We start from the raw sequence: 6187 nt of genomic DNA, 5'->3' as shown, positions 1-6187 counted from the left end.
AATTTTTTTTTTTTTTTTTTTTTTTTTTTTTTTTTTTTTTTTTTTTTTTTTTTTTTTTTTTTTTTTTTTTTTTTCCTCCCAACAACGTACCTATTTCTCAACTAAAATCAGATGCAATTCGACAATTTATGTAAGTATCTAGCCGAGAAGTATCCTGACAAATTCGCAAGTTGGTTATTGGGACAACCGACAACTAGCGTCGAGGTGTTAAAAAATGAATTAAGTTTAGAACCAATTCGCGCTGATTCTGTCACTTTCCTACGCACTCAGTCACAAATTTTGCATTTAGAATTTCAAGTACAAGTACCAAGTGGTAAACCCATGCCACTGCGAATGTTAAATTATTTTGTCCGGCTTTATTGGCAATATAATTTACCCGTAACACAAGTGCTGATTTGGTTGCAACAAACGACTAATCCAGCAGTATTTGAAACCCAATTTCGTCAGGGATTAACCAGTCATGGATATCAAGTAATCCGAATGTGGGAACAACCCCCAGAACCATTATTACAAGATCCAGCACTGCTACCAATGGCTGTTTTAGCTGCTTCCGATAATGCTACTGAGTTGCTGACTCAAGTAGCATCAGAAGTCGCTAAAATAGAATCAAATGTACAACGCCAGGAAATTTCAGCTTCTACTGAAATTTTAGCGGGTTTAAGGTTTAACAAAAATTTGATTCGCAACCTTTTTCGGGAGGGAATGATGCGGGAATCGGTGATTTATCAGGATATTTTGGAAGAAGGAAGACAAGAAGAAGCGCTAAAGATGGTAATGCGTCCGCTGACGCGCCGTTTTGGTACGCTGTCACCTGATTTACAAGCAAGAATTCAGGTGTTATCTGTGGCACAATTGGAGGATTTGAACGAGGCTTTGTTTGATTTTTCTGAATTTTCGGATTTGGTGAATTGGTTGGAGGAAAGGCGGTAAATTTAAAGTAAATTTAAAAAGGTAGGGACACGGCATCTGTAATTTTTGGGCAAGTTGTCAAATATTAACTATGCCGTGTCCCTACTATTTCACGGATTAAAAATCTTTAAAAAATGTTTAATGATTGTTGCCAAAAATTGGTCGATCGTCTTAATTACTGTATTGAATAGGACTTTACCATTTTCACTTCTCCAAGGGGGAAGAATTATGATGGCGATCGCTGCTAAGAGCAAACTACGCAAATATTTTTTCTTGTACCAGTAGGCACAAGCAAACATAATTATAGATGTGCCTTTTAACTGTCGATCGCCAATTTCACGAGCAATCTTCATCACCGATTTAGCATATCTTATTGCCTTTTGCTCCTGTTTTGAACATCCGTAGCAATAAGAAATATTCGCTCTAGCAAAACCTTCTAAGTAGCGGTTTCCAATTTTTTGAGTAATCCTTAAATGTGGTTTAAAGTAACTAATTGCCATATCATATTTTCCCGATCGAGCGTACATAGCACCGATAGCAGCTAAGGTATGACTTTCTCCAAATTTATCGCCAATCTCTTGAATAATTTGCAAAGCTTTTTCCAGGTATTCTATTGCATTTTGATATTGATTTAGAGTAATGTAAATAACACCTAAATTGTTTAGGATTGACCATTCTTGACGGCGATCGCTAATCCGATCATAATTATCTAATATTTGTTCAAAAAACTTCAATCCTCGATCGGGTCGTCCCATCAATCTGTAAGTGCTACCTAAACTCTTTAAGATAATTAACTCCATGTCTATATCTCCGATTTGACGAGATATAATCAAGGCTTGTTGAAGATATTGAATCGACTTTTGGAATTTGCCGAACATCGTATAAACATCGGCTAAACCGTCGAGTGCTTCTATTTCTTGTTTTTGCTCTTTGATTTCACGAGCAATTTTTAATTGTTCCTGATAGTGCCCTAGTGCAATCTCGAATCGATCTAAACACCAATAATAGATTTCACCTAAGCCACCTCTGGCTTGCGCTTCTGCTTTACGGTTTTGAATTTCACAGGCAATTGCTAATAGTTTTTGATGGTAATCAATAGCAGTATGTGGCTGTCCTAAATGGTAATAAGCCCAACCTAAGCCATGCAGAAAAACACAATCTAAATCTCGATTTAATTTGTCTAAAAGTCTACTGTAAAGCTCTATTTGTTCGCCATAGTAACCGCAATTACCTAGTTGTTCGTGTAAGGGTTTACTGCTATAATTGTGGTTAATAAAAAGTATCCTACTTGCTTTTTCCCAATCAGAAACTTCGCAAAGATGGTGGAATGCTTCCAAATATCCCTGGACTTGTTCTAGGTAAGAAGCATCGGGTTTAGGTTGGTATTGAGTCAGCCAATTTTCTATAGCCATGTAATGAGCAAATTCCCAAGGAGAAAGATTGAGCAGTTGAGATGTTGACAAATCAATACCCAACTGATGCAATACTAATTCGCCACCAGTAGTAAAGTTAATATCTTTGAGAGATGCTTGATTTTTTAGTTCTGATTCTGGGAAATAATTTGTCATAGTTGCCCCTTAGTTTTCCAGTTTTTCAGGTGAGATAAGGCTACAGTGCGAATTAAATTGTGTTGTCTTAAAAGCAAATCATCGTTAATTACTTCTTCTTCAAGTAAGTAGCGATCGCGCAACGCATCTAAAGCTATTTCTTGCCGCTCTCCATCTAACCCGAAACGTGCCAAAGTTTTAAGATAAAAACTTTCTGGTACGGCGCGACGATATACGGAACTAAAGCTTAATAGTAAATAAGCATGGGGGACATCTTTAGCTAGGCGATCGAAGGTTTTTTCAATTTGCTGTTTTACTGCTCTTTGTAAGTTGCGATTGTAGCGATCGAGCTTTAAAGAATCTGCTGCTGATTCAATTTCTGGTTGTTGCTTAATCTGCTCAACTTGTTCTATTTCATGCCCATATTGTTTCCAATATGCGATAACATTGCGGTTGAAAGGATGGTTGAGAATTTCTCCGGCGATCGCTCTTAATGCTAAAGGATGTCCTTCATAAGCAGCACCAATTCTTTCTAAATAAGTTTTGGCAGGTGATTCCGTACTAACATCTAACCCGGTTTTGTGAAAAAACTCTAACTGTTCTCCTTGGGTAAATCCGCGCAAAGATTGACAATACCAAAAGGTTGGATAACGCAAACCAACAACTTCTAATTGCCCTGGTAAATCTTGAGATGTGAGAATGATGCGACTCTGGCAAGAATTTGTAGATAGCAAACTTTGAAAAAAATTCTCCCACCACCGATCCTTAAAATTACTCCATCCCGTTTCTGCATCTCCTTCTAATATCAGTTCTAGTGAATCGATGACTAATAAATAGCGATTTTGCCGCAACTGACTGACTACCCAAAGCAGTAACTGCTGTGGCTCTTTACGATTTTCTGGCGTGACAGTTTCTCCCCACCCGGTCAGTAATTGATCTGCTACATTAATAAAATCTGTATTTTCCTGATTGTCAAAATTTATGCGGAATACTTGGGGAAAATCGCCTTGTAACTGCATCGCCAATCTATGGGCTAAAGCAGTTTTTCCGATGCCAGTAATGCCAGTGAGGATGAGGATTCTACAGGCTCCTTGAAGTTTAGCACTCAACTGGGTAAGCAGTTGCGATCGACCCACCCAGCCATCATCATCATCAAGATAAGAATTAATCTTAGCTGAATGCTCAATCAAACTACGATCGACAATTTCTTCCCAGTTATCCAGTCCGACAGCTTTACAAATATTGCTAAAAGCAGCTTCTTGAATTGGTATCCTTCTCCAAAATCGTTTTAAAGTTGCCTTGGAAGTATTAGCCAATCCCCACCAAGCATCCTCTGTTTTTGACCAGCCTCGCTTTTGTCTCAATTCATCAACCCTTTCTAGCCCTTGGATAGATGCCCTGAAAGTATCCATCACTTCGATCTCCTAGCAGGCTTTTGATTAACATCTATTGTGGCTCATGTTGGCTCACCCTTAACTCGATGACAAATTGAGCCAAAGACTGAACCATAAAGCTGTGTTCGCTAGTGCTGTAATTAAGTAGAAGCCTTAATGAAGTAAATAATGATACTACCCTTTTTCAGGGTGTAGAAGACATTAACGGTTTTTTTCTGATCAAAAATGCTTGCTGAGGCGATCGACAAACTAACTAAGTCGATCGCAAACAGAAGCTCTGTTTTGCCTAACCAGGAAATCAATCTACCATGAGTCAATTAAAAGTTCGCTCCCTGTTCCTAACTTCGATTATCACAACAATTTGCTCCTTATCTGCTATTGATAAACCAGCTGAAGCTGGTACTTTGTATAGGGGTTGGAATTATGCAATTGATTCCTTTAACGATGCTACAGCACGCCTTTGGTCTGGAGGGCCTACCGACGTGGGCGGCAATATTTTTGAAATCTTTGGTCTTGCCATTAAAGATGATGTTGCTGCGGGTAAAATTTCCGTAGCAATAAATGCTAACCTACCCAAACAAGGAGCTACCGTTCCCTATGCTACGGGATATGGTCACACTGGCTGGGGCGATATGTTTTTCCACACTCGTAGCGGCACATTTGGGATTAACTTTACTACCAACAATGACTCTGCTGCTCGCACAACTGGTGTGTATAAAAATGTCACCGCAAAAAGTGTTGCTTTAGCCAATGATGGTTGGCCTACAAATAGCGCTTATACTAATTTTGTCAACAGTCATGGGGGAAGAGCAACAATGGGAGATTTAGCTCAAAGCGCTTCTCCCTTTGGTAATTCAACTAAAAGTTTGATTGCTTCTGGAAACAAGATTGGTGATATTTTTGCTGCCGATTTTAGAGGTCTTGATTTCGGTCGCTTCGGAGCCAGAGGAACCCACACTTTTGGGTTTAGTTTTGCCCGGTCGCTGTTACCTACTGGTGACTTTATCGCTAGCTTGTTTCAAGAATGTTTTAATGATGCGATCGCGTTGAAGGGATTTTTACCTGCAATAAAACCACCAGTACGACCTCAACCACCTATTAACCACAATCCACCTATTAACCACAATCCACCTATTAACAATAATCCACCTATTGACGATAATCCGCCTAAAAACATTGACCTAGAACCAGTGAGCGTACCTGAACCAAGTTCTATGCTAGCACTTGGGGCTTTTAGTGTTGTTTTGTTGTTAGAAAGGAAAGGTAAATCAACCAAAAGTGTTACTTCTAAGCCCTAGTTAGTTTCTGAAGTTTAAATTGCAAGTTAGGGCTAAATAATTACTGGAGCGATCGCATTTTTCAGAAAATGGGAAATGCGATCGCTCTTTTTGAATCACAGACAAATTAACAATCCAATTTTGGATACCAAATGATGATGGTAGGGACAGGGCATAATTAATATTTGCAACTTTTCCAATGTATCTATGATGCCGTGTCCCTACAGTGCCATAATTTAATTTATTATGTACATAATAATTCTTTCTGATGGCATATAACCCGAAAAAACATCATCGGCGTTCTATTCATCTGCCGGGATATGATTATACTCAACCTGGAGCTTATTTTATTACAATTTGCACCTACAAACGGCAATGTTGGTTTGGAGATGTGGTGAAGGGAAGAGTGAGGTATAATCATTTGGGTTCCATTGCTTATAGTTTTTGGCAAGCGCTTCCTCGACGGTTTCCCCACATTGAATTAGATGCTTTTGTTGTGATGCCAAATCATTTGCATGGGATTTTAATTATTTGCGATCGCGCTAACCAAATCCAGCTAGATAACATACCAAAGCAAGAACAATTTGGCAAACCTGTTGCAGGTTCTATCCCAACCGTAATTCGTTCTTTTAAAGCAGCAGTTACCAAGCGAATTAATCTGATGCGTAGCACTCCAGAACCTCTGGTTTGGCAATCTAATTATTATGAAAGTATTATTCGGATTGAAACGGGGTTGAATAAGGTTAGACAATATATTATTAATAATCCTCTTCACTGGGAAATTGATAAGGAGAATCCCAAATATCATACATCTGAAAAATTGGATTTGAATTTAGATTTTTGAATCCCCATTAACTGTAGGGACACGGCATCAGAGATATTTGGGACAACTGGAAAATATTAATGATGCCGTATTAACTGTAGGGACACGGCATCAGAGATATTTGGGACAACTGGAAAATATTAATGATGCCGTATTAATTGTAGGGACACGGCATCAGAGATATTTGGGACAACTGGAAAATATTAATGATGCCGTATTAATTGTAGGGACACGGCA

5 protein-coding genes are annotated in these 6187 nt (G+C 38.7%); 3 read left to right on the top strand and 2 right to left on the bottom strand.

Annotated features, from left to right (window positions below; genetic code table 11):
- The first annotated feature begins 111 nt into the window (after nucleotides 1-111).
- Entirely contained in the window at nucleotides 112-930 is an 819-nt protein-coding gene (locus tag ACE1CC_RS16495) for an Rpn family recombination-promoting nuclease/putative transposase (protein WP_413271525.1), read from the top strand.
- Between the two features lie 89 nt (nucleotides 931-1019).
- On the opposite strand, the gene ACE1CC_RS16490 is transcribed toward ACE1CC_RS16495, so the two are convergent.
- Both ACE1CC_RS16490 and ACE1CC_RS16485 read right to left on the bottom strand, forming a co-directional pair.
- A complete protein-coding gene (locus ACE1CC_RS16490) occupies nucleotides 1020-2477 on the bottom strand; it encodes a tetratricopeptide repeat protein (protein WP_413271524.1) in 1458 nt (485 codons plus the stop codon).
- A complete protein-coding gene (locus ACE1CC_RS16485; protein WP_413271523.1) occupies nucleotides 2474-3868 on the bottom strand; it encodes an NACHT domain-containing protein in 1395 nt (464 codons plus the stop codon). Before ACE1CC_RS16485 ends, ACE1CC_RS16490 begins: the two co-directional genes overlap by 4 nt.
- Before the next feature lie 290 nt (nucleotides 3869-4158).
- On the opposite strand from ACE1CC_RS16485, the gene ACE1CC_RS16480 reads away from it, so the two are divergent.
- On the top strand, nucleotides 4159-5148 hold the full coding sequence (locus ACE1CC_RS16480) for an XDD3 family exosortase-dependent surface protein (RefSeq protein ID WP_413271522.1): 990 nt from the start codon (nucleotides 4159-4161) through the stop codon (nucleotides 5146-5148).
- 247 nt (nucleotides 5149-5395) lie between these two features.
- On the top strand, nucleotides 5396-5971 hold the full coding sequence (locus ACE1CC_RS16475) for a transposase (protein ID WP_413271521.1): 576 nt from the start codon (nucleotides 5396-5398) through the stop codon (nucleotides 5969-5971).
- The last annotated feature ends 216 nt before the right edge of the window (nucleotides 5972-6187 follow it).

Source organism: Floridaenema aerugineum BLCC-F46 (genome assembly GCF_041929345.1).
Classification (GTDB): Bacteria; Cyanobacteriota; Cyanobacteriia; order Cyanobacteriales; family Aerosakkonemataceae; genus Floridanema; species Floridanema aerugineum.
This window is presented reverse-complemented; position numbering and strand designations above follow the sequence as displayed.